Raw genomic sequence first — 23,872 nt, 5'->3', positions numbered from 1 at the left:
TATTCAAACGTTAAGCAAGGGTATCATGCGCGTATTGCGATAATAAGCCGGGTTGAGGTCAGTATGATTCAAGCAGCAAAAACAAAAGTGATGGGAGCACCAACACCCATGGCCGGATTGGCATTAGGTATTGCCAGTTTAGGTTGGAGCTGGGAAAACCTTGCCAATTTACAAGGCTATGGTCAGTGGCTTGGCGCAGCGCTAGCCAGTGTGCTGTTGATTATTTTAGCGTTCAAGTTTCTTTTACATAATCATTTACTCCGCCAAGATTTGGCGCATCCTGTGGTAGGCAGTGTCGTGCCCACTTTTGCTATGGCGTGCATGGTCGTGTCTCATTCAGTGGGCCAATTCTCACCACTCTTTGGTGATGGATTGTGGTTGTTGGCGGTGCTATTGCACGTCATCTTCTTGGTAAGTTTTGTTTATCATCGTGCTAAAGCGTTTGAATTGCACCATATGGTGCCGAGCTGGTTTGTACCACCAGTGGGGATCATTGTGGCTGATGTGTCATTTTCTGGTAACCCGCTATTGGCTCCGATTGCTCATGCAACCTTAATCTTTGGTATGTTGGCCTATGCGGTAATGCTACCGATGATGATCTATCGTTTTATGTTTACCCATCAAGTACCCGATGCGGCCAAACCCACTTTGGCGATTTTGGCAGCGCCAGCGAGTCTCTCTTTAGCGGGCTATTTAACGGTTACAGCAGAGCCTTCGCCGGTGATCATTGCTCTATTATTTGGTATTGCGGTATTAATGACTGCGATTATTTACCTCGCGTTTACTCAATTACTGCGTTTACCTTTTAGCCCAGGTTATGCCGCGTTTACTTTCCCGATGGTGATTGGTGCTACTGCATTATTTAAAACCGCCCATTGGATGGAAAGCATCAATCTCGATCCTCACTATGTGCAGCAGGTTCATGCCCTTGCCAGCTTTGAACTGATGGTGGCCACCGTGGTGGTTGGATACGTAGCGCTACGTTACCTGATGTTCTATTTTCCAGCTCGTTCATTGGCTGGTCAGACAAGATAATCATCCTATATTAGGGGCAACAGACCCTAGGAAAATTATCCAGTTAACAGCACTTATGCTACTCTGAACCTTCATTAAGGGCAGAGTAGTGTGAGTGTATTGTGTTTACCGTTTATCATTCGAATAACGTTGAAATCCTCAAAACGCTGTTAGTTCAGTTGATCAAAAACGACCCGTTAGCGCACCCGTTTGACAAAGAAAAAATCCTGGTACAAAGCTCAGGCATGTCACAATGGCTGAAGATGGCGTTAGCCAAAGAAATTGGCATTGCGGCGAATCTTGAGTTTCCATTACCCGCCAGTTTTATTTGGGAGATGTTCACCCAAATTTTACCTGAGGTGCCAAAGCGCAGCGCTTTCAATAAAGAGGCGATGACTTGGAAACTGATGCGCTTGTTACCAACTCTGCTCTCTCATCCACAGTTCGCGGCGTTAGAACGCTATCTAGAGCAAGACGAAGACCATTCTAAGCTCTATCAACTGGCGGAAAAAATTGCCGATATTTTCGATGGTTATTTAGTGTATCGCCCAGATTGGATCGCTCAATGGGAAGCGGGAGAGGAAGTTAAAGAGCTCGATGACGAGCATCCTTGGCAAGCGATATTATGGCAAGCCCTATATCAAGATACCCTCCAGCAAGGTCAATCTCATTATCATCGCGCCAATTTGTATCAGCGCTTTATTGAGCACTTAGCCAGTGGTGTGTTGGACATCAGTCAGCTTCCCAAGCGATTGTTTATTTTTGGTATTTCCTCCTTACCGCCACGCTATTTGGATGCGCTACGAGCACTCGGTGAACACATTGATGTGCACTTAATGTTTACTAACCCTTGCCAGCATTATTGGGGGGATATTCGCGATCGAAAAACCTTGGCCAAACTGGAGAGCCGCCAGCGCAAAATGCTGGCGCTACAAAATAATGAGATTCAACTGGCTGGTCAGCGCTCGCCACTGAAAGGTGGTATAGAAGCCAACTTGGCTGATGAGCTGCACAATGAAGCGTCAGTGGGCAATAACTTGTTAGCCTCGATGGGCAAATTGGGGCGCGATAATCTCTATTTATTGTCGTTACTCGATTGCGAAGAGTTAGAGCTGTTTATGGCACCGCCGCGCGATAGTTTATTGCATCATCTGCAAGCGGATATTTTGCATTTAGAAGAGCATCAAAATGAGCAGCAATTAGACAGCAGTCAGCACAAACAATGGATTGCGAGCGATGATGCTTCACTGACCTTGCATGTGTGTCATAGCCCAATGCGAGAAGTGGAGGTATTGCATGATCAATTGTTGGCGATGTTTGATGCTGACCCTGATCTCAAGCCGCGTGATATTATTGTCATGGTACCGGATATTAACGCTTACAGCCCAGCGATTGCGGCGGTGTTTGGTAATGCACCTGGGGAGCGCTTTATTCCTTATTCGATTTCTGATCGCACGGCGGATCAAGAAAGTCCGATATTAAAGGCCTTTATGCAGTTGGTTCGCTTACCTGAGTCACGTTGTTTAGCCTCTGAGTTACTCGAATTACTGGAAACACCAGCGATAATGGCGAAGTTTGCGGTTAATGAGCAAGAGTTTGCGCAAGCTAAGTTATGGGTTGAAGCCGCTGGGATCCGCTGGGGGCTGAATGCTCATACCGCCGAGCAATTTGAGCTACCAGCAACCGAGCAAAATACGTGGCAGTTTGGTATTGAGCGCATGTTACTAGGCTATGCGATGCCCGCTTCCGCAGGCTTGTTTGCGCAAGGTGAATATGGCTTAGCACCTTATAACGAAGTGCAGGGATTAAACGCTGAGTTGGCGGGGAAATTGGCCCATTTTATTCAGCAAATCAGCCACTATCGTGCACGTTTGGCTGACACTCAAACCATCGAACAGTGGCGCAGCCTGCTGGGTCATTTGTTGGATGATTTTTTCCAAGTCGATATTGATGGTGAGCTGACGCTGAAGTCGATTCGCGATACGCTAGCACAATTGCAAGATCAGCTGCTGGACGCCAAATACGATCAAGCTTTGGCGGCGACGATTATCACTGATTATCTTGATAATAAATTGTTGGCGACACGAGTGAGTCAACGCTTCTTGGCTGGTCAAGTGAACTTTTGTACTTTAATGCCAATGCGTTCGATCCCTTTTAAAACCGTCTGTTTGTTAGGTATGAATGATGGTGTTTATCCGCGTACCATGGCCAAAGACAATTTCGACTTGATGAATACACGTCCGCGAACGGGAGATCGTTCACGGCGAGATGATGATCGCTACCTATTTTTGGAAGCGCTACTTTCAGCGCAGCAAACCCTCTACATCAGTTACGTTGGTCGCTCAATTCAAGACAATACCGAACGAGTCCCTTCGGTGTTAGTGGCCGAGTTGCTGGAGTATTGTCAGTTAAACTATTGCCTACAAGGGGATCAGTCATTAACGAGCGATCAGTCAGCGGAGCGATTAAGCCGAGCGTTAACTCATCTTCATGCCATGGTACCGTTTAGCTCACAAGCGTTTTTAGCTTCGCCTGCTAGTTACGCGAAAGAGTGGTTACCAGCGGCTAATCGGCAAGGGCAAGCGCGGAGTGAATTTAATCGTGCGTTAACGGATTATTTACTCGATGCTACCTTTCCTTTGAGCCTAGATCTGGTGGAGTTACAGCGTTTTTGGCGCTTACCCGTTCAGTACTTTTTTAATCGCCGTTTGAAAGTCTCCTTTGAGCCACCGCAATCGGTGATGGAAGATGAAGAACCTTTTGCTTTAAACGGCTTAGAGAGTTATCAACTGCGCGAACAACTGCTTGATATCGTTTTGACACAGCCAAATGACGCTCAAGCACTGAGCCGCTTTTTTAGCGAGCAACGTGCACAGGGCAAATTACCGATTGGTGCGTTTGGTGAACTGGAATTTGAAACGAACCGAGTTCAAGCTCAAGAATTGGCTGCAAAGATCGAGTTTCTGTGTCATTCGCCCCTTGAAGATCAAGAAATCAATTTGCGTCTGCAGCCATGGAGCGAGGGCAAAACCGTCCATTTAACCGGATGGCTGACCAAATATTATCAATCGGGTTTAGTGTGTTATCGCAGTGGGGCGGTTCGAGCTCAGGACTACCTCGCGGCATGGATCGATCATCTCGCCCTTGCGGCAATGGGGAGTCAGGCGGCAACGCATCTGATTGGTTACGATCGTAAACAGGGAGTACAACATTGGCGCTATCCAGCGATAAATCAACAGCAAGCGCAAGCATTACTGGCTGAATTAGTGCGCTTGTTTTATCAGGGCATGAATGAGCCATTAGCGTATTTTCCGAAAACGGCATTAGCCAGTATTGAAGCTGGATTTAACCGTGGTCAATGGCACGAAGATAGCGAGAAAGCATTGAAAAAAATGGCCGATAGTTTCAACGATAGTTACATGAGTCATGGTGAAGGTAGCAATGTATACATTGCCCGTATTTGGCCACAGTGGGATGAGCCGCTTGCAGAGCAAGTTCGCCTTCTCGCCAGTCTGGTGCTTCAAGCGCCAAGGTTGGCCGCGCAATCCATGACTGAAATGGAGTCTTGATGCGATGAGCAAAATTAACGCCAGATTATTAGCATTTGCGCTTAGTCTTATATCGGTGTGCTTTGACACACAAGGGCATTCAAAGGTTAATGACTTATGAGTAGCACATCGTCAGCGGTCGTCACACCGTTAGATCCCCTTACTTTTCCACTGCATGGCGCGCGATTGATTGAAGCGTCAGCGGGCACTGGAAAAACCTTTACCATTGCAGGTTTATATTTACGCTTATTGCTTGGGCATGGCGATGCCACTACTCGCCACCCAACGCCACTGACGGTAGATCAAATTTTGGTGGTGACGTTTACGGAAGCGGCCACGGCAGAATTACGCGATCGTATTCGTCAGCGTATTCATCTAGCGCGACTGGCTTTTTTGCGCGGCTCTAGTGATGATCCTGTCATTCAAGGTCTGTTGGCTGATTATGACGATCACATCTTGGCTGCCAAGGTTTTATTGCAAGCCGAACGACAAATGGATGAAGCGGCGGTGTACACCATTCACGGCTTTTGCCAGCGGATGCTGACGCAAAATGCATTTGAATCAGGGAGCCGTTTCAACCATGAATTTATCACCAATGAAAGTGATTTAAAGGCGCAAGTGGTCGCCGATTATTGGCGTCGCCAGTTTTATCCATTGTCGCTTGAGTTGGCGGCGGAAGTTCGTCGTTTATGGCCGTCCCCACAGGCGTTATTAGAAAAAATTGACGGCTACTTAACGGGCTCTCCCTTGAGTTTATCGGTTCAGGCGATGGAGGGAGAATTAAGCGCACTGTATCAAACGTGCCTAGCACGAGTGGCGGAGTTAAAGCAGCAATGGTTGCAACATCATCAAGATATCACGCCTTGTATTGAAGGCTCAGATTTGCACGCTGCAACGAAAAAAGCACTGCTCAAGCGGGTCGATTTTTTAACTCAGTGGGCGCATCAAACCTCTCATCAATTGCTGTTACCCGACGAGCTAACGGAATTCACGCAAACTGGCTTAAACGCTAAATCGAAAAAGGGCAATCCACCCCAGCATGCTTTGTTTGTCATGATTGAAGATTTTTTATCTCAGCCGAATGACTTATATGCGCCGTTGCTGGCTCATGCGATTGCCCATTGTCGCCATCGCCTAGCGAAGGCCAAAGCGCAGAAGCAATGGTTATCGTTTGATGATCTGTTAACTCAACTGTCAGCGGCGATTGATCAAGATGAATCAGGACAATTAACCGAGCGAATTCGCCAATTATATCCGGTGGCGATGATCGATGAGTTTCAAGATACCGATCCGCTGCAATACAGCATTTTTAGTCGCATCTATTTGCCACAAGCCGAATGTGGCTTATTAATGATTGGCGATCCAAAACAGGCGATTTATGGTTTTCGGGGCGCGGATATCTTTACCTACATCAAAGCTCGTCAGCAGGTGAGTGCCCATTACACCTTAGGTACTAACTGGCGTTCTAGCGCACAAATGGTGAGCGCAGTTAATCAGTTATTTAGCTCATCGACTAGCCCTTTTATGTATGATCAAGACATTCCGTTTTTGCCGGTTGCCGCTAGCCCGAACGCCGATAAGCGACAATGGCTACTCAACGGGCACAGCCAACCAGCCTTAACCTATTGGCTGCAAGAGGCCGATAAACCAATCCCCAAAACGGAATACTTATCCTGCATGGCTAAGGCGTGTGCAAGTCAGATCCAAGCTATTTTAACTGCCGCACAGCATCAGCAAGCGTATTTTAAAACCACGCATGGGCAAAAGCTGATTCAGGCTGGTGATATTGCGGTGTTGGTTCGCACTGGCAGCGAAGGGCGGATGATCAAACAAGCCCTTGCTGAGCAAGGCATTGCCAGCGTTTACCTTTCCAATCGAGATAGTGTATTCAGTAGCGATGTCGCGTTAGATATGCAGCGCTTATTACAAGCGGTGCTCACCCCTGACGATGAACGGGCGTTACGCGCGTGTTTAGCATCGCCCTTATTTGCTCTGGATGCGCTGAGTTTGGATGAGTTAAACAACAATGAAATCGTTTGGGATAAGGTACTTAACGAGTTCAAAGGCTATCGTCAATTATGGGCGGAGCGTGGTGTATTGCCTATGCTACGTAATGTTATGAGCAAGCGACACATTGCGGAGCGTTGGTTAGCAGAGCCTAATGGTGAGCGTCTGCTCACCGATTTTATGCACATCGGTGAGCTGCTGCAGCAAGCTCGGCAAGAGATCGACAGTGATCATGGCTTATTACGTTGGTTAGCTCAGGGGATCAGTGATGCACTGCACGGCTTAGGTGGTCAAGATGATCAGATCCAACGTTTGGAATCAGAACAAAATTTAGTGCAAATTGTTACTATCCATAAGTCGAAAGGCCTTGAGTATAATTTGGTCTTTTTGCCTTTTGTGACCAGTTATCGCAAAGCCAATGAAGCGAAATACTACGACTCAGCAAAGGATCAAACCATACTCGATATCACTGATAGTGAAGCCGCGCTTGAACAAGCCGATAAAGAGCGCTTGGCAGAAGATCTGCGTTTGATTTATGTTGCCTTGACGCGTGCGGTCTATGGCTGTTTTATCGGTATCGCGCCGCTGCGCAATGGTCAGTCGAGCAAAGAGCCGACAGGGGTTCATTTAAGTGCCATTGGTTACTTATTGCAAAAAGGTCAGGCAGGAGGCATCGCCGATTTACGTTTGGCTCTCGATGCGCAAAGTAACGCCGAGGTGACTATTAGCGAGCCGCCAGCAGCGCGAGCAGAAGTCTTCACTGTGATGGATAAAGAGAGTGAGATAATACTGAGCGCGCGCACGTTACAAAGTCATATTGATCGTCATTGGCGGGTAACGAGTTATTCTGGTTTAGTTAAGCAATCGAGTAAAGCGGCTCACCATGAACCAAGTTTGGAAGTGGCAGGCTTTGATATTGATTCCGCCGATGAGCAGAGGCTCACACCGTTGACGAACGCGGAACGATCGATTTTTAGTTTTCCTCGTGGTGCTGCGCCGGGAACGTTTTTGCACAGTTTGTTTGAAGTGGTGGAATTTACCCAACCGGCCAGCAGTGCTGATAATCAACGCTTAATCATCGACCTCATGGCTCGTGAGCAGATTGATCTGGAATGGTTACCTGTGTTGCAGCAGTTGGTGGATACCGTTTTAGCGACCCCGCTCGATGGTAAGGCATTACGTTTAAATCAAAAAAATGCCAGTCAACGTTTGGTGGAAATGGAATTTCTTTTGCCGATTGAGGTGTTGAGCGCACCGAGCCTCAATCGCGTTGTGCAGCGTCATGATCCTTTATCTGCCAAAGCAAGCGAACTCGGCTTTTATCCGGTACAAGGCATGCTCAAAGGGTTTATTGACTTAGTGTTTGAACATCAAGGTAAATATTACTTATTAGATTGGAAGTCTAATCATTTGGGCGATGAGATCAGCGCTTATCATGGCGAACGTTTAAAAGCGGCGATGATAGAACACCGCTACGATTTACAATATCAACTTTACGCGCTAGCGCTGCATCGTTTTTTACGTAGCCGCCTGGTTGATTATGATTATCAGCGTCACTTTGGTGGTGTGTATTATCTGTTTTTACGCGGTATTGATGGTCATTCGGATCACGGTATTTTCTCTACTAAGCCGAGCCTTGAATTACTGACCGAGATGGATGCATTAATTGATGGTAAAACACTGGAAACTCGCACGACAGAGGTGGGACAAATGGAGTTAGATTTATGAGTGACTCTTTGCTCTACACACTACAGCAGTTGGTACAACAAGGCATAGTACGGCAACTGGATTATCAATTTGCCCGTTTTATTGCTGAAAAGAGCCAAGCTCAATTAGGCGCACAAGATAGCCAAGTACTGGGTTTTATTGCCGGAGTGGTCAGTGTGGAGCTGGCTAAGGGACATATTTGTTTACCCTTATGGCGTGAAAACCCGACGGCTTCTGAGCCCTTGCTACTGACCGCGGCTGATTTTAGTGCCAAGTTAGGTTTATTTGGCGACGCGGCGCTGCACGTCAATCAGCAGTTACAAGCCGTAGACTGGCTAAAAGTTCTACAAGCTTCTGATTTGGTTGGCCAGCAAGGGGAAGCGGTTCCGTTAATGTTTGATGGTCAACGTCTGTATTTACACCGTTATTGGCACTATGAGTTGACCTTAGCCGAGCGCTTACTTAGCTTTGGGTCACCGATGAGCTTAAAGCCTACTGATGTCCAAAAGCTAAAAACCTTACTCGATAACTTATTTGCTCGTCAATATCATAGACTGTTGGCCGAGCTACAAGCATTGCCAGCAAGCGCTAATTCATTAACTCGTCAACAAGTGGTGTGTGATTTTCTGGATGTCGTCAACCCACAACAACTAGATTGGAACACGATTGATGCTGCTATTAGCGGTGCCCGTCAAGTAAAAGATCTCACTTGCTTAGAGACTTTGATCCCACAGTCGGTTTGTATTAATTGGCAAAAAGTGGCAGCGGCGGTGGCATTGACCCGGCGCTTTGCGGTGATCTCTGGCGGACCGGGCACAGGTAAAACCACCACAGTGACCAAATTACTCGCCGCGCTAATTGCTCAAGCCGATCAAGAGGATAAAATCCCCACTATTAAGCTGGTTGCTCCAACCGGTAAAGCGGCGGCGCGCTTAACCGAATCAATTGGTAAGGCGGTGGCTGAATTAGCGGTTGAGCCAGAGTTAAAAGCGGCCATTCCTACCGAATCGAGCACTTTGCATCGTTTGTTAGGAGCCATGCCGAACAGTGTCGAATTTCGTCATCATCAACGTAATCCTTTACACCTCGATATTTTGGTTGTCGATGAAGCGTCGATGGTCGATTTACCTATGATGGTAAAACTGATCGAAGCACTGCCCAAACACGCTCGATTAATTTTATTAGGCGATAAAGATCAATTAGCGTCTGTGGAAGCAGGGGCGGTGTTGGGCGATATCTGTTCATTTTTAGTTCAAGGATACCATCGCCAGCACAGTGAACGATTAGCCGCCTTAACCGGTTATGAAACACTACTGGCCTTGTCATCCGTTAATGCCACGCCGATTGCCGACAGCTTATGTATGCTGCAAAAAAGTTACCGTTTTGATGTGCGCTCTGGTATCGGTCAATTGGCTAAAGCCATTAATCGCGGCCAACCGAGCGCGGTAGATGAGGTGTTCAAGCGCGATTATAGCGATATCTCGCATCATGCATTAAACAGTGAAAATTATAACCAGATGCTGAAAACGCTGGTAGAGGAATATGGCCGCTATTTGCAGCGCCTTGAACTGGCGATGGTTAGTCCGGCAACAGAAACTCAAGAGCAACAAGCGAAAGCCGCGCTGGAGTGTTTCAATCAGTGCCGCGTGTTGTGCGCTGTTCGTGAAGGGGATTTTGGGGTGAATGGCTTAAATCAACGTATCGAGCGAGCACTGGCGGCGCGGCGCTTGATTGATGTGCAAGATGAGCTTTGGTATCACGGTCGGCCCGTGATGGTTACTCGTAACGATCACGGCTTAGGGTTATACAATGGCGATATTGGTTTATGCATACTGGACAAGAGTGAAGCCGAACCTCGTTTGAAAGTCTATTTTGAATTACCCGATGGCAGCGTAAAGGCGATTTTACCGAGTCGAGTGCCTGAACATGAAACGGCTTATGCTATGACGATACATAAATCGCAGGGCAGTGAATTTGACTTAACCTTGCTGATTTTACCGCCAGATTTTAGTCCGATATTAACGCGTGAGTTGATTTACACTGGCGTAACGCGCGCCAAAAAGCGTTTAATGCTATTTAGCGATTTATCCACCATGAAGCGTGGGATTCAGTTAAAAACGGAACGTGCCAGTGGTTTAGTGGCTAGGTTAACCGCCTCTTAATCCGCTATTTATATACCCTTCCGACTTGAAGCTGCAGGGGGTTGGCTACGTTCGTTCGCCCCAATCACATAGTCTATCTATGCTCATGGGGATTATGAGAGCCATCCATGGCTCTCACCAAAGGCCAGCCTACGGCTGTTCAAATTTGTTCCAGACAAATTTGTCACTCACTTGCCGCCTACCTGCAACTCCAAGTTGTGTGGGTATAGTAATAGGCTTACCATCCATAATCTGCTCATAGAGGGTAAGCCTAATACACTGGCAATGTACGACTTATTGCTTTTTTATCGTACGTATTTCTGGTCAATCGACTACAAACGTAACACCAGAATTTTTGAGCGGCGTTGGTAGTTGTATAAACTTTGTTTAGCAACAGGAAGAGATTCGACTCCTACTTCAATAAAGCCTTGCTCACGAAACCAATGCAAACTGTGCGTGGTTAACACAAACAGACGTTGGATACCCATTTGCTTTGCTTGATGTTTCATATGGTTGAGTAATAGCAACCCTCGATTGCCATCACGATATTCAGGATGAATCGCTACACAAGCCATTTCTGCCATCCCTTCATCAAGATAAGAATACAGGGCCGCACAACCGATCAGTAAGCGGTCTTTTTCAATGATGGTAAATTTATGGACTTCTTGTTCGAGTTGTTCGCGAGAACGGCGCACGAGAATACCTTGCTCTTCTAATGGCCGAATAAGATCAAAAATACCACCAATATCATCAATACTTGCCTGACGGACCTGTTCGGCACTGGCCATCACCACTTGAGTCCCAATACCGTCAAAAGAGAACAATTCTTGAATCAGTGCGCCATCTTCTTTATAGCTGATCAAATGGCTGCGTGGTACACCAGCGCGGCAAGCGGCAATTGCCGCGCGAAGAAAACGTAACGTGCCAGTCGGGTCTTCACTTTTCGCAATTGGGCATGACTCTAAACGCTCGACGATACGTTCGACTTCATTCGGTAATAGCTCTGCAATCGCATTACCCTGCTCATCAATAATGCCCTGTTCAGAGCAAAAACCGATTAACTTATCGGCTTTAAGGCGAATTGCGACTTGAGTTGCCACCTCTTCGGATAGCAGATTAAAACATTCACCAGTGACGGAGCTGGCGATAGGGCCTAGTAAAACAATCGATCCATGCTCAAGAGTACGATTAATACTATCAATATCGATACGACGAATACGACCACTGTGGCAATAATCGACGCCATCGTCTATACCTAATGGTTGAGAGATAACAAAATTACCACTTACGACGTTAAGTTGGGTGCCAGCCATTGGTGTATTGTTGAGACTCATGGATAATTGAGCGGTAATGGCTAACTGTAATTGTCCAGCGGCTTGCATAACCAACCTTAACGCTTCTTCGTCAGTCACGCGAATACCTTTATGGTAAGGAGTGGTTCGCTGCTGGGCTTGCAAAATCTGATTGATTTGTGGCCTTGCTCCATGAACCAATACTATTTTAACGCCAAGGCTATGCAGTAAAGCCAAGTCGCTAATAATATTAGCGAAATTTTTATCTGCAATCGCCTCGCCGCCAATCATGACCACCATGGTTTTACCGCGATGAGCGTTAACATAAGGCGCGGATTGTCTAAATCCTTTGACTAGAGCTGTGCTGCGAATTTTCACTTTATCATACCGAAGTGTTTAAATATGTCTAAATAATGACTTTTTATTCAATTTTTAACAAGCGGTTTTAGCGATAAAATGGAGATTTTTTATGATGGATTTGGTCAAGAAAAGATTTAGTCATTTCTTGGGATATGGGTTGTATGGTTTTACACCTAATTACCCCAAGAGCTGTGAGTAATAAGAGGGGCTTTTATGGGGATAGTATTAAGAGCCACTCATTGACGATGAGATAAGCAAGTGAGTACGAATTCAACTCGTAATAAAAAATGGTTAGAGCGAATATTAATTGTCGCTGTTCTGCTTGGTGTTTCGGTGGTGGTTTTACTGTACAGCCAAGTATTTAATCGCTTAGCCGATTCTTTTTCACCATCAAAAAGTGAAATCTATGGATTGTGGATTGAGCAGAATGTCGCTCCGTATGCCGCACAAAGAATTTATGTGCAAGCGGATGCGATCATGATCGATGGGCGTATGGTGACAACCCATTATGACTTTAACGGGCGGCATTTGAGTTTTTATATCGGCGATCAAAAGATGGAGTATCGGATGCTCAATGATCAATACACAGAAATGCGATTAGTCTCTAAAGCGCATTATAATCCGACGTTTCAATTGTCAGAAAAGTATCAAAAAAACCTTCGTTAACAATTCAGCCATTGCGCTTCACTGTGGAGTTTGTCATGCTTTTTGATGAAACCCAACATGGATAACTCCCAGTGATAAAACGATTACTTTCTTGTGCTACGTTAGCGCTTCTGTTTGGTTGCGCTCAGCCGACCGATCGCGCGCAACAATATCTTGATGAGCAATTTCCTGATATTTTAAATCAGGTTGAGCAACTCCATTCGAATACACCGCGTGATTTTTCTAAGTTTGCCGCACAAAGTGAGCAAGTGATCACTAACTCTCCTTCTATGGCTGCAATTTATCAGCCGTTATACGAAAAGCTCAATGAGTGGGCGATGCAAAGCGGCGACCCAGCAGAATTAGCACAATTTGGTGTGCAAACGGCGCAAATGGGCGGAGGAGACAAACGAGGTAATGTTTTGTTTACTGGTTATTTTTCACCAGTGATGGAACTGCGTCATACTGCCGATGAGGTTTATCGTTATCCGGTTTACGCTTTACCAGATTGTAGTGATAACTGCCCAACCCGAGCGGAAATCTACGCAGGGGCTTTAGCGGGGCAAGGCTTAGAAATTGGCTATGCCGCCAACTTAATCGATCCATTTATTATGGAAGTACAAGGCAGCGGTTTTGTTCATTTTGAAGATGATGACACGCTCGAATACTTTGCTTATGCCGGTAAAAATAATAAAGCCTATGTCAGTATTGGCCGTATTTTAATTGAACGAGGTTTGGTTGAGCGCGCCAATATGTCATTAAAAGCGATTAAAGAGTGGGTGCTGGCGAATGATGAGGCGACGGTACGCGAGTTATTAGAGCAAAACCCTTCTTATGTCTTTTTCCGCCCTAGTGCTGCTGCTCCTGTCACCGGCAGCGCGGGTATCCCTCTATTACCGATGGCTGCGGTAGCAGGGGATCGCACTATTTTACCCATGGGTACGCCTATTTTAGCTGAAGTACCGTTACTGAATGCTGATGGAAGCTGGTCTGGTGTGCATCAATTGCGTTTATTGATCGTGCTTGATACTGGCGGCGCTGTGAAACAAAATCACCTCGATTTGTATCATGGCATGGGGTATCGCGCAGGTATTGAAGCCGGACATTATAAGCACTTTGGCCGGGTATGGAAGCTGGGGTTAGAGAACTCAGCGACACAAGCGCCTTGGGCTTTGCCGCCTGAAAAACGACAATAACACGACACAGCCTAGACTTTTTTATCAAGAGTGCGTATAAATCGCACTCTTTCTTTTTGCCTCTTTTATACAGTGTGGATGCTTGTTATGCGTGAACTCGATACGCCTGCCTCAGACAATTACAATCAGCGTTTTGGCGGAACTCGCCGCTTGTACGGTGATAAACAAGTGGAGATCCTCCGTGCCGCTCATGTGTGCGTAATTGGTATTGGTGGTGTCGGTTCGTGGGCGGTGGAAGCGCTCGCTCGCTCTGGTGTTGGCGAACTGACACTGATCGATATGGATGATGTCTGTGTCACCAATATCAATCGTCAAATCCATGCAATGACGGGGACGATAGGCAAAAGCAAAATAGAGGTCATGGCTGAGCGAGTGACATTGATCAACCCTGATTGTAAGGTCAATTTGATTGATGACTTTATCAACGCTGAAAATCAAGCTCAGTACCTTAATGACAGTATGGATTATGTGTTGGATGCGATTGATAGCTTATCTGCCAAAGCCTCGCTGTTGGCTTATTGCCGCCGCAATAAAATCAAGGTGATTACTATTGGTGGTGCAGGTGGTCAGACCGATCCGACACAAATTAAAGTGGCCGATTTAACAAAAACCATTCAAGATCCTTTAGCGAAAAAGCTTAAAGATCGCTTGCGTCGTGATCATCATTTTCCAATGAATCCGGCACGTAAATTTGCTATTGAGTGCGTGTTTTCTACCGAGCAACTTAAATATCCTCAAGCTGATGGTACGGTGTGCGCCGCTAAATCAAGCGCGGAAGGACCCAAGCGTATGGATTGTGCCACTGGATTTGGCGCGGCAACCGTGGTGACGGCAACCTTCGGTTTTGTCGCAGTTGCGCGGATCATTGATAAACTTATCCAGAAACATTCAGCGTAAATTTCTGTAGCAATTGAGTCAGTTGCTGCAGCGTCGAAACGTTTACCTCATCATTCATTACGGAGCTTATCATTGATGTCCACTTTGCCTAACCATCCGTTTGGTTTCACTATTACTGATGCGCACATTCTTGCCACCATGCAGTCATTACAAGGTTGGGAAGCGCGTTATCGACAGCTGATCCTCTGGGGTAAGCAATTGCCCGTTATGGAGGAGCGTTTAAAAAGTGATCAAGCCGTTGTCGCGGGATGTGAAAGTCAGGTCTGGTTAGTTAGTGCGCAAGATGAGCAGGGTGGTTGGTTGTTTTGCGCTGACTCCGACGCGCGTATTGTACGCGGCTTGATTGCTGTGGTTTTAGCGGCATTAAATGCGAAAACTGCTGAGCAGATAATGGCTTTTGATATGGACGCGTATTTTGCCGATTTGGGATTACTTGGCCATCTCAGTCCTTCTCGTGGCAATGGTCTTAAAGCCATAGTGGAAAAAATACGCACCGAGATAGCCTAAGGCTACGCTTCTTCCTGTTTATCGTAATGCAATTGCGGCAGTGGGATCAGGGGGAGAGCAACCTCTTTGGCTTTTTGTTTACCTGATAGTTGAGCAATAATTTCAATCGCAAACTCCAATGCTGTGCCTGGCCCTTGGCTGGTTAAGAGATTGTGATTAACGTCAAAGGTGACACGTCGATTGCGCCAGCGTTGCTCAGGGATACGTTCTTGCAAGCTGGGATGACAAGTCATGATCGCTTTTGGATAGAGTTGATGATGCTCTAGCATCACCGCTGGTGTGGCACAAATCGCCGCGACTAAACGGCCATCGTATTTCTGCTGTTTGACGATTTCCAGTAGTAAGGTGCTGTCGCGAAATACTTCCGCTCCGCCAAGGCCTCCCGGTAGTACGATAGCCGCAAATTCTTCATCTGCTACATCCACTAGTTTACAATCTGCTGTTAAGGTCACGCCGCGTGAGGCTTTCATCGTTAGTTGGCCTGAAAAATCCGCGCTAGCGACCACGACGTCGTAATTCGCTCGAACCAAAATATCAATAATGGTCACGGCTTCCATTTCTTCGGTTCCGGGAGCGATGGGAACTAATATGCGTTTGGTCATTAAGATATCCAACCTTGTTGTAGTGAATGAACCTGTTGATAAAGGTGCTGGTTCAGGGGAACCGTTAAACCATGCTGAGCGGCTTTTTTTATGACATAACCAGTAATAAAGTCTATCTCGGTTGGTCTTTGCTGGGCAATATCTTGTTGCATTGATGAGTAATTTTGACTTGTTGCCTCGATAACGCGATCAATAGATTCGGTGAGTTGTTGTGGTTCGATTGGCACTTGTTCGGCTTGCATAACGCCCACCAGTTCATTAATTAACTGATTGAGTAATGGTCGATAGTTAGCGTTCGCTAATTGCCCATTGCGACAGTTTTCTATTGCTGTAAGTGGATTAATCGCACAGTTAATCGCGAGCTTGTGCCATAAGGCATAGCGAATATTGTCTGTCCATAAAACGTGCGGTAAAGCATGGTTGAGAACATCAACCAAAAAATCACAGCGCTCACCTTGAGCGTTGACGGCGCCTAATTGGGTGGTGCCTTGTCCGGTGTGCATGACATGATGTGCGCCCTGTTTTAATGCCCCATGAGTGGTGGTTGCCATCAGTAGTGGATAATCAGAGAGCCGCTCTGTGAGTGTGTCGAGTGCGCCCATCCCATTATGAATAAACAGTAATATGGTTTGTGGAGCCAGCTTATCGAGTAGAGGAAGCAAGGCGGTTCCTACTTGCCACGCTTTAACACAAACGAGCAGTAAGTCAGCGTGTTCAAGAGTCGCTGGTTGATTATAAGCGAGAGTGATCGGCGCTAGCTCATCCTGAATAAGGCAATATTCTCCGGCAGGTTGGGTTCCCCATAAGGCGACTTGATGGCCGGCTTTATGCAATTGATAAGCCCATAAACGTCCGATTGCACCAGGGCCTAATATAACGATATTCATCAAGTTTACCTGTAGTTAGGGCGGATTATGCTTGTTTGTTTATGGTAGCCGATGATGGCGATAAAAAAACGAATCGGCAAGCCGCGCTGGTGAGTTAATCAATCATTTATTCAATCCTTGAATAGAATAGTTGAACTAAATAATTCCCGCGATATCACGGAATTTTAATGTTTTTTCCGGTAAGTTACAGCGGCTCTGTGACTTTAAGCAAAATAAGGAAATAAATTTATGCGATTTAATCGTGCCATACTCGCCAGTACTATCGCTCTTGCATTATTAGGATGCAGTCAAACGGATAAAGACAATGCCGAGCAAGTGGCTTTTGAACTGACCATTGCCCATATTAATGACACTCATTCCAGTTTTGATGCGGTTCGATCAAGTTTTTATATTAATCAACAACGTGTGTACAACGAATTTGGTGGTCATCCGCGTATTTTATCTAAAGCCAATACCTACCGTGAACAAGCTGAAAAAAACAATCAAAGCATGCTGTTTTTGCATGGTGGCGATGCGTGGCAGGGGAGTGCGTACTTTAAATTGAATGAAGGCCTAATGAATGCGGATATTCTGAGCCGAATGGGTATCGATGCGATGGCGCTAGGTAACCATGAATTTGATTTAAATAACCAAAAACTGAATGCATTTTTAGATCGGATCAACTTCCCTGTTCTTGCCGCTAATATTGATGCCAGTTTAGATAAAGATTTAAAAGATCAAACCAATCTAAAGCCGTACGTTGTGTATGCGTTCGATGGTTATGCGAAACAGCGTTTTGATGATATGAGCCAACTACCAACTGATAAACCGTTGGTGGGGGTTTTCGGATTAGCACTGGATGATATGCCAAATATTGCACCGAATACTGGAGACATCCAATTTTTTGATATGGTTGAATCTGCTCAAGCGACCGTTGATGAACTGCAAGCTTTGGGCATTAAGAACATCATTGCCGTGACCCACGTTGGTAATGCGATTGATTTAGACATTGCCAGTAAAGTAAATGGGATTGATTTGATTGTTGGTGGTCACTCTCACTCACTATTGGGCGATTTTACCAATCTAGGTTTGGGTAATAACGGTATTTATGCTCAGCTAGTCACTAACCCGAATGGCACCAGCAAAACCTGTGTCGTTCAAGCCGGAGAGTTTGCTCAAGCGATTGGTAAAACGACGGTCGCGTTTGACAGTGACGGCGAACTGATTTCATGTGCTGGCCATAATACCTTGCTGACCAACGATGAGTTTTACCATCAGGCTAATCGTCAGCAAGAGAGTGCCTTTAGCGACGATGAACGCAGTAAAGCACTCCGTTTTATTGAGCGTCAGCGTAATATTGCGGTAGCTGCCGAAGAAGCTGCACTGCGTGCTCATATCGATAGCCAATACAAGCCTGCCGTTGAGGAAGCGTATGGGGACGTGATTGCTAATGTGCCACAGGAAATTCGCCACGCTCGGCGTCCAGGTGATAATAACTCTGATCAACACGGCTCTCGCGTTGCACCGATTGTCGCATTGGGACAATATTATTGGGCAGCGAGCGATGAGGTGGTGCAATTGACAGGAATGAAAGCTGACTTCGCACTGACCGGAGCCGGTGGCATTCGCACCAATATTGCTGAAGGGGAATACCGTGAAGGGGACGTGACGTTAGAAATGTTGCCTTTTGCTAACTTTATGTCGATCGTGCCAGTGAAAGGTTCGGTGATTAAAGCGTTGATCGCGAAAACCGTCAGTGAAACATTGCCGCCTACTGCCCATGCAGGGAAATTTCCATACGGCGGTAACTTGCGTTATGTGTTTGATGAAACGGTTCAACACCAAGCAGGGACTCTCAGTTTAATTGAAGTTAATACCGGTACATTGAATGAGCCAATCTGGAGCCCATTAGAGGATAATAAAATCTACAATGTGGCGATGAATAGCTACAACGCGACTGGTAATGATGGTTGGACACCATTATTTGAAGCGCAAAAAGAGCAATCTGGTCGAGTCGATTTTGCTTATGTCGATGGTAACTTGACCGCTTTCCCTGTCAGTTACATTGAAGAAGTCGCTGGGCGTTATCAAGTACGTTATCAAGGTCATGAGCTTAACTGTAAAGCGGATAACGTGCTGTGTAATACCGATGCGCGCGCCGTAGTGAAATACATTGCTGAACAACAGCCAGTATTAGAAGCGCTGGATTACCCAGTCGTGACCTTGAATCGAGTTAATTAATCGTTATCTTGGGTTAAGCAAACATTTGTGATTATTAAGGCGGTTTTTTAGATGAAGAACCGCTTTTTCATTTTTACTCGATACTGTCAAAGAAATCAGTGTGACTCAATAAAAAAGGGAGAAGCCAAAGCTTCTCCCTATATATGGTATTGAACAATAAACGATTAGAATTTGTAGGTGACGGCTACGTAGTGACCAAAGCCGCTTGATTTGAATGCACTCGAGTCTTTAATACCAAATACATCTTTATAGCCTTTCAAGCCATAACCCACTGCGAAGCGATCGGAATGCCAGTAAATACCGTTAAACATGGCTCCACCATTGCTTGCAGATGAATATTCCTCTTTCATACCAAATTGGTAATCAATGTAACCTTGGTAAGAGACAAATGAGCCATTTTCAAAAAAGTAGAAAGGTTTAAACCAGTTGGTTGCAAAATGGAAACCGTTCCAATCTTTATCATTACCTTGATAAGTTGCATAAAGGTTAACGCCAACTTTACCTAGCCATGGCACCATCACATCAGAACCAAGACCGATTTTCTGATTGTTGACACCTGAATTACCACCCCACTCGATTAATGAAGCGATGTAGAGTTCTTGTACTGGGCCAAAAGAGAGATCTTTACCGGTTAGTGCGTCAAGAGACATACGCGGCGCAAACTTCATAAACATTTTTTCTGCGCCAGCTTTGTCGCTACTTGGATTACTGGTCAAATTGAATACGTCGACATAACCATACAGGTCAAAAATGCCAGAGCGACCGCCAAATTCCATCTCTAAGTAATCGTGGCTCGATTTACCTGGTAGTTCGTTGAATGCACCCATCAAGTTAAACTGCATCCATTTATAATCGTTTTTATGGATATCGCCGTCAGAATAATCAGCCGCGATAACAGGAGCAGAAGTAGCAGCCATAAGGCCAAGAGCTAAAAGTGATTTACGCATAGGGGAACTCTCTTTGTTGAGTGAACTTACAAGGCTGAATGTTGTCCTTGCTAATTGCCGAGCATAATAGCGACAAATTTCTCAATTAAAAGTGATAGAGAGTGCAAAACTAATTGTTTATGTTGACATTCGTCACACTATTTTATTTTTATTCATCAAATCATTCTTGTTACATTAGTTTGCATTTTTATTGAGGTGTAAGTCTTATTATTGCCTTTGGTTATATTTTTTAAACCATTCACAAAAGCAACAAAATCGGTAAGTGATCCCTTGGCTGTCTGTTTCGTAAACAGGAGAAGCATCAGTAACAATAGAGGGAGGAATAATGCAAGAAATTATGCTTTTTCCGTTAAGTTCGATCGTATTGCCGGAAGGTAAAATGAAGTTGCGCATTTTTGAACCTAGATACAAACGAATGATTGCGGAATGCAGCAAAGCCAATAGCGGGTTTGGTGTCTGTTTATTGGATAATAAATCTGCCGCCAAACGTCACCAGCTTTCGTATCTAGGTACTTGGGTTAAAATTGTCGATTTTGAAACCTTAGACGATGGTTTATTAGGAATCACTGTTGTTGGCACTAAGCGTTTTTTTATTGAACAAGTACGTAGTGAGTCGGATGGATTACGCAAAGCGACGGTTCGTTGGTTAACCAATTGGCCGACGGCCCCGTTATCTGAGCAGCATCTATTGTTGAGTGAGCAGTTACAGCAAATTTATCAACAGTTTCCGCAAGTGGGGCAACTTTATTCACATCGATTTTTTGATGATGCCAGTTGGGTAGCCCAGCGCTGGTTAGAGATTTTACCGCTGTCGAAAACTCAATGGGAAGGTCTAGTGGATCACGACAACTGCCATCCTGCCTTATCTTTTCTTACACAAAAGATTGAAATTTATAACGATTGTTCTGGCGAAGGGCGGTAGTGAGAAAGTCGAAACCGAGTGATTATATCTGTTCGAACGTTGGCTTATCTGCCCGTTTCAGTCATTTGGGTATATAATCAATCTTTCTCTAGGTATTGAAATCTTCCTATTGCCAGTAAGTGATCCACGATAGTTTCTCTTACGTAGCATCTATTATTGGGGGAGACATCTCAAGCCAAGGTTTTGCAAGGACAGGTATCCTATGACGAGTCAAAATCCACAAACCTTTACCCGTGATGATTGGGCGGATTGTATGGAAAAGGTGCAGCAACAGGATAAAGCCGCTTTCGGTGTGGTTTTCCACTTTTTTTCTCCTCGTCTAAAGCAGTTTGTGATTAAGCAGTTAGGCAATGAGCAGGTTGCGATGGAAATTGTTCAAGAGACCATGGCGGCGTTATGGCAAAAATCGCATTTGTTTGATAGCCAGAAAAGCTCACTGTCCACTTGGATCTACACGATAGCTCGTAATCTCTGCTACGACTTAATGCGTAAGCAAAAAGGCAGGGAGCTACATGTACTTGCTGATGACATTTGGCCGACGGATTACTGTCCACCAGATTTAATTGACCACTATTCACCAGAGCATGAAAGACTGAAAGAGCAGGTGGTTAAGTTTCTCGATTTACTGCCAGAGTCACAGCAAAAAGTCGTAAGAGCTGTTTATTTGGAAGATTTACCGCACCAACAAGTCGCGGAAATGTTTGATATTCCTCTTGGGACTGTCAAATCACGTCTACGGTTAGCTGTAGAAAAACTAAGAACCTCGATCGATGCGGAGCCGTTATGAGTTATCATCCAGAATTATCATTACTTGAAGCGTATGCCCAAGGCAATGTTGATGCTTGTCATGGGATCGCTTTAGCGACACATCTTGAGCAGTGTGCTCACTGTCGTCAGGTGGTTAAAAAATTTGAAGAGCAACAAGGCGAACAACTGGCTGCGCTAGAGCAAGAGTTATCGACCGATGATTGGACTGGTATGCTGGCAGAAATTATCACCACTCCAGTCCCCAGTGCTTCATTGCCTATTTCTGAATCCTTACCGATAACCATTGAGGTTAATGGTAAATCGATTGCGATTCCTGCTGCTCTGCGACGTTTGATCCCTGCCGACACTAAATGGCGCAATTTTGGTGGTAAGGTATATTCACTGCCTTTACACAGTGAAGATAAAGTGCGCATGAGTTTAATGTACATTAATCAGGCAGTGAGTGTGCCACAACATACTCATAAAGGCATCGAATCTACCTTGGTTTTGCATGGTGGATTTAGCGATGAAGAAGGCCATTACGAGGTGGGGGATTTTATCCAACGTGATGCTTCTATTTGTCACGCACCACAAACCGATGCGGGGCAAGATTGCTTATGTTTAGCCATTCTCACTGAACCGATGATCTTCACCCAAGGTGTAGCGCGAGTATTTAACTTATTTGGTAAAGGCATGTATCCCTAAACAAGTTTTTCGTTAACCTCTACTCTTCATGCTTCAGCCCCTAGGTTTATACCTAGGGGCTTTTTATTTGCACTTCATGTTGTTTATTGAACCAAACTCTCTTTTTTGATTTTTATCTTGATAAAAACCAATCCAATCAATAGCAAACGTTTGCCAATGGTCACGAAATCGCTTGTTTATGAGAGCGGATTCAAATCTTTGTTAAGTGCTCTTTAGCGTTAATGATGAGAATGGCATTTTAACTATATGTATTTTATTGGTTTATTTTTTGTCAATTATTTATTCGTAACTTGAGTTTTTACTCTATCGTGTTTGCTGTCACAAAATCAAAACATTGATTGAGTTAATATTACAAGTTGTTGTGATTAGCCTCACGTTAAGCAATCAAGATGACTTATAGCAAGGAAAATGGCATGCGAGTAATACATTCTCGAAAATCAGCGTTGCCTTTAGCGCTGTCCGCCGTGTTTTTAGCATTATCGGCAACGAGCCACGCTGCTCGACTTTATAGCGCTGATAATGGTGATTATATGGATGTGTTTGGAGAAGTTGGTGTTGGCGGATATTTTGGCAATAAAGCCAAGTTTAATCAGTTTAATAGTGATGAATCGTTTATTGATGATACGTTGGCAACGTTAGGTGCAAAAGGTCAAGTCGCTGGAATTCATTATCGCTTAGAGCTCGATTATGTGCGTGAAAATTGGCCCAATGGTAGTGGTGAGATGGTAACAGAGGTCGATAAAGCTTGGCTAGGTTACCGCATATCTCCTCAGCATAATATTGAAATTGGTCTTAATGATACCGCTTTTGATGATTACGATGCTTTCGGTGATTTAACCATTGAAGGTGGCGTTGAAACTCAAGAAGCGGGTGATCAATCACGTACGATTAAATACGAAGGACATTATTTTGATTTGATTCGCGTTGGTCTCTCTTACAGCTACCGCGCTGAAAGTTCATCTGGGGCTGCGTTAGGCAACTTAGTCAATGGCTATGTAGGGTATTTCTCCGATCCGCTCTCGATTGTTTTCGGAGCAGAAAAGCGTAATGGTTCTGGTGGTGAATCTCGTTTGGGAGAGAAAACTCTCTACGGTATCGGTCTTCGTTATGCCTTATCAGACAATATATTACTCGGTGTGAATGGTTTTATTGAATATCAAGATGAAGCTCAGCGACGCACATTAATTAAAGAAGCTGTTGGTGATAAGCCTGCTGTGTATCAGTTTAACAACTATGAGCAGCTTAAAAACCAAGGAGGCTTAATCTCTGTACAGTACAGTTTGACTCCACAATGGGATCTGATTGGTTCGGTTAACTACGAAAAGCATCAAAGCTGGGACAAGTTTGATCAGTACTGGGATGAACACCAAGATCGTTGGGATAGCTGGGGGGCGAGCCGCACTTGGCAAACGGTAGGTGTTCGTTACAAGCCATCACGTTCAGCCGTGATTGAGTTAGAAGCCAATATTGGTGAAGCACATTATGAGAGCTACGCCAAAGCAAGAATCTTTTTCTAGTCTTCAGCAAG

Annotated in this window: 17 protein-coding genes; 13 read left to right on the top strand and 4 right to left on the bottom strand. The window is 45.1% G+C overall.

The window, feature by feature from the left end; genetic code table 11:
- Positions 1-63: 63 nt before the first annotated feature.
- The 4 genes from AACS00_RS12165 to recD all read left to right on the top strand — a co-directional run bounded on the left by AACS00_RS12165 (position 64) and on the right by recD (position 10,438).
- On the top strand, positions 64-1,035 hold the full coding sequence (locus AACS00_RS12165) for a TDT family transporter (RefSeq protein WP_110167587.1): 972 nt from the start codon (positions 64-66) through the stop codon (positions 1,033-1,035).
- Between the two features lie 101 nt (positions 1,036-1,136).
- Entirely contained in the window at positions 1,137-4,583 is a 3,447-nt protein-coding gene (gene recC / locus AACS00_RS12160) for an exodeoxyribonuclease V subunit gamma (RefSeq protein ID WP_110167586.1), read from the top strand.
- A gap of 96 nt (positions 4,584-4,679) precedes the next feature.
- Positions 4,680-8,297, top strand: a complete 3,618-nt coding sequence (gene recB / locus AACS00_RS12155) for an exodeoxyribonuclease V subunit beta (RefSeq protein ID WP_110167585.1) — start codon at positions 4,680-4,682, stop codon at positions 8,295-8,297.
- Positions 8,294-10,438, top strand: a complete 2,145-nt coding sequence (gene recD, locus AACS00_RS12150; RefSeq protein WP_110167584.1) for an exodeoxyribonuclease V subunit alpha — start codon at positions 8,294-8,296, stop codon at positions 10,436-10,438. The genes recB and recD overlap by 4 nt, the downstream gene beginning before the upstream one ends.
- A gap of 311 nt (positions 10,439-10,749) precedes the next feature.
- Here recD and argA read toward each other — a convergent pair whose 3' ends face one another.
- Positions 10,750-12,087 (bottom strand): amino-acid N-acetyltransferase, encoded by a 1,338-nt coding sequence (gene argA, locus AACS00_RS12145; protein WP_110167583.1) that lies wholly within the window; start codon positions 12,085-12,087, stop codon positions 10,750-10,752.
- 240 nt (positions 12,088-12,327) lie between these two features.
- On the opposite strand from argA, the gene AACS00_RS12140 reads away from it, so the two are divergent.
- From AACS00_RS12140 to csdE, 4 genes are all read left to right on the top strand, one after another.
- A complete protein-coding gene (locus tag AACS00_RS12140) occupies positions 12,328-12,735 on the top strand; it encodes a DUF2850 domain-containing protein (protein WP_072668809.1) in 408 nt (135 codons plus the stop codon).
- A 71-nt stretch (positions 12,736-12,806) separates the two neighbouring features.
- Positions 12,807-13,910: a murein transglycosylase A gene (mltA, locus tag AACS00_RS12135; protein ID WP_110167582.1), complete on the top strand. Its 1,104-nt coding sequence runs from the start codon at positions 12,807-12,809 to the stop codon at positions 13,908-13,910.
- Positions 13,911-13,997: 87 nt separating this feature from the next.
- The gene (gene tcdA, locus AACS00_RS12130) at positions 13,998-14,807 is read left to right on the top strand and encodes a tRNA cyclic N6-threonylcarbamoyladenosine(37) synthase TcdA (RefSeq protein ID WP_072668807.1); all 810 of its coding nucleotides are present in this window, start codon (positions 13,998-14,000) and stop codon (positions 14,805-14,807) included.
- Between the two features lie 75 nt (positions 14,808-14,882).
- Entirely contained in the window at positions 14,883-15,314 is a 432-nt protein-coding gene (csdE, locus tag AACS00_RS12125; protein ID WP_110167581.1) for a cysteine desulfurase sulfur acceptor subunit CsdE, read from the top strand.
- A gap of 2 nt (positions 15,315-15,316) precedes the next feature.
- Here the strand turns inward: csdE and AACS00_RS12120 are convergent, their stop codons facing one another.
- On the bottom strand, positions 15,317-15,916 hold the full coding sequence (locus tag AACS00_RS12120; protein WP_072668805.1) for a DJ-1 family glyoxalase III: 600 nt from the start codon (positions 15,914-15,916) through the stop codon (positions 15,317-15,319).
- A complete protein-coding gene (gene panE, locus AACS00_RS12115; RefSeq protein WP_110167580.1) occupies positions 15,916-16,803 on the bottom strand; it encodes a 2-dehydropantoate 2-reductase in 888 nt (295 codons plus the stop codon). Before panE ends, AACS00_RS12120 begins: the two co-directional genes overlap by 1 nt.
- A 228-nt stretch (positions 16,804-17,031) precedes the next feature.
- On the opposite strand from panE, the gene AACS00_RS12110 reads away from it, so the two are divergent.
- Entirely contained in the window at positions 17,032-19,023 is a 1,992-nt protein-coding gene (locus AACS00_RS12110; protein WP_110167579.1) for a bifunctional metallophosphatase/5'-nucleotidase, read from the top strand.
- Between the two features lie 164 nt (positions 19,024-19,187).
- Here AACS00_RS12110 and AACS00_RS12105 read toward each other — a convergent pair whose 3' ends face one another.
- Positions 19,188-19,970 carry a nucleoside-specific channel-forming Tsx family protein gene (locus AACS00_RS12105; protein ID WP_110167578.1) on the bottom strand — a complete coding sequence of 261 codons (783 nt, stop codon included), beginning with the start codon at positions 19,968-19,970 and terminating at the stop codon, positions 19,188-19,190.
- Between the two features lie 325 nt (positions 19,971-20,295).
- Between AACS00_RS12105 and AACS00_RS12100 the strand changes: the two genes are divergently transcribed.
- The 4 genes from AACS00_RS12100 (at position 20,296) to AACS00_RS12085 (ending at position 23,861) form a co-directional block, all read left to right on the top strand.
- Positions 20,296-20,892, top strand: coding sequence for an LON peptidase substrate-binding domain-containing protein (locus AACS00_RS12100; RefSeq protein WP_072668801.1), 597 nt, complete (start codon positions 20,296-20,298; stop codon positions 20,890-20,892).
- A gap of 202 nt (positions 20,893-21,094) precedes the next feature.
- Entirely contained in the window at positions 21,095-21,679 is a 585-nt protein-coding gene (locus tag AACS00_RS12095; RefSeq protein WP_072668800.1) for an RNA polymerase sigma factor, read from the top strand.
- Positions 21,676-22,344 (top strand): ChrR family anti-sigma-E factor, encoded by a 669-nt coding sequence (locus tag AACS00_RS12090; protein ID WP_110167577.1) that lies wholly within the window; start codon positions 21,676-21,678, stop codon positions 22,342-22,344. The genes AACS00_RS12095 and AACS00_RS12090 overlap by 4 nt, the downstream gene beginning before the upstream one ends.
- A gap of 413 nt (positions 22,345-22,757) precedes the next feature.
- A complete protein-coding gene (locus AACS00_RS12085; RefSeq protein ID WP_110167576.1) occupies positions 22,758-23,861 on the top strand; it encodes a porin in 1,104 nt (367 codons plus the stop codon).
- Positions 23,862-23,872: the final 11 nt, after the last annotated feature.

Origin of the sequence: Vibrio sp. 11986-1-5 (assembly GCF_963878025.1) — a bacterium.
In the GTDB taxonomy this organism is placed as follows: Bacteria; Pseudomonadota; Gammaproteobacteria; order Enterobacterales; family Vibrionaceae; genus Vibrio; species Vibrio injensis.
Note: the sequence above shows the minus strand (reverse complement) of the source record. Positions and strands in the feature narration are given on the sequence as shown.